This is a genomic window from Ideonella sp. P3_A4, from assembly GCF_056403075.1.
The window spans coordinates 1-1,677 of record NZ_JBFUGE010000956.1 but is presented as its reverse complement, the minus strand read 5'-3'; the positions used below and the strand labels follow the sequence as shown (position 1 = coordinate 1,677).

The 1,677-nt window shown below is 62.0% G+C and carries 2 protein-coding genes; one reads left to right on the top strand and one right to left on the bottom strand.

The window, feature by feature from the left end:
• Positions 1 to 345: hypothetical protein (locus tag AC1DYI_RS34835; protein WP_477208668.1), on the bottom strand; the 345-nt coding region annotated here is incomplete at its 3' end.
• 956 nt (positions 346 to 1,301) lie between these two features.
• On the opposite strand from AC1DYI_RS34835, the gene AC1DYI_RS34830 reads away from it, so the two are divergent.
• Positions 1,302 to 1,677: tetratricopeptide repeat protein (locus AC1DYI_RS34830; protein ID WP_477208667.1), on the top strand; the 376-nt coding region annotated here is incomplete at its 3' end.

Here is a 1,677-nt window from a genome sequence, read left to right as displayed (position 1 = left end):
GCGTCTGCTCTGCACTCGGGTCCATGCGAATTCATAGGCCAGTGCTGCCTTGGGCCTCCAGACGCTCTTGTCGATGTACTCGATCAACGAAGCCAACTGCACCTGGGACACTGGCGAACGCCCGGCGCCGCTCCAATTGCACTCTTTCACTGCGGTTTGTACCGACTCGAGGAATGCGGCCGCGGAGCCAGTCTCGGCGTCGAAATGCTCCACCTCTTCGTCGGCCTCGTTGACAAGGGCGGCAAGCACCGCGTCGTCCCACTCCTTCTCGCAGCCCAGGAAGACGTTCCCGAAGATGCGAGCGATCCCGTCCTTCGCCTTTCTGGAGCGCACGAAGCTCGTCATCTGCCTGCCATTCAGAGTGATGTTGCAGGGCAGAGTGTGGGCGGCCGGGTTGTTCCGCCTTCCGATCAGGTTCTGGTGTCTCGCGCCAGTCTTGGCCACGCGAGGAGGCACAGCGAAGGACGAGTCCCCTTGCAGCGCCCAAGTCAACCCCACAATCGCGCTAACGTCATTGTTCTGTACATTTCCAGACGCCCTGGCTAGACCCCACACGTTGGTGTGGGGGCACACGCGTTGCCTGAGATCTTCCGTTCTCAGCTGTGTCGATACGGAGGGGAGCGATCGTTGTCCCACGAGGCCCGGCTCCACGACCAAGCTGCCCGGGGTCAGGCGAGAAACAGCACTTGCTGTATGACGGACGCTTGGCATTGTGGTCTCCCTGAAGGCTTGCCGGCAGGTGTCACGCGGCGCCTGCCCCGGTTGCTGAACTTGCAATCAGCGTTCGGCGTTGTATACCCCATTTGGGAAGGCGGCGAGAAGTCGTTGACTAGACATCATGGTCAGAAGCTGGGTCACGGTGGTCCCGTTGACTTCTCTGAACACAAGGCTCTTCTCAGACCTTGAGACTGTGACCTCCAGCTTTGGCGTAGGTGGCTTCGGCACGATGTTCTCCGTCAAGTCCCGCGGGCGTGGCGCAGCGGGCTCCCGCCCGGGCACAGATACCGCGTGAGACATGGTCATGCGTCTAGCGGCTGAAGTCACCTGACGAAAGCCATGCCGGAGGGAGACGTGTGGTGAGTGACTTGAAAAGCCTTGGCTAGGTTGTCAGCTCAGGGCCTTGCAGTCGCCCACGAACTGCGAGGATCTGGTTTTTGCGGACCGCCGCATAGGTGCCAGCCGGTAGGCGCTGGAATCGGCGGCCTTCGAGCCCCCGGGCTCGCAGCGACACGAGGAAGGCCGTTCGTAAACACGCRGGGCCCGACAATCACCGTCTCCGAAACTGCGAGGGGGCCAGAAGAATGAGCGAGACGAACCGACAGCGCGCGGCAGCGCTTCACGAGCAAGCGCAGGCGCTCGAAGACGGCGAGGCCGCCTTGGCCATGTATCGAGAAGCGTTGGTGCTTGACCCGGCGCGGCCAGAGACGCACTACAACATGGGCTTGATCTACAAGTACCAGAGCCGCTGGCAAGAGTCTTTCGAGCACAACCGGCAAGCGGTCGGGTTGGACCCGAGCGATGAGTCGTCGAACTGGAACTTGGCCATCGCCGCCACGGCGCTGCGCGACTGGCGAACCGCTCGCGCGACATGGCGCCGATTGGGCTTGGAAATCGAAGAGGGTGATACCCCGATCGAAGACAACTTCGGCATCACACCGGTTCGCTTGAACCCGGACG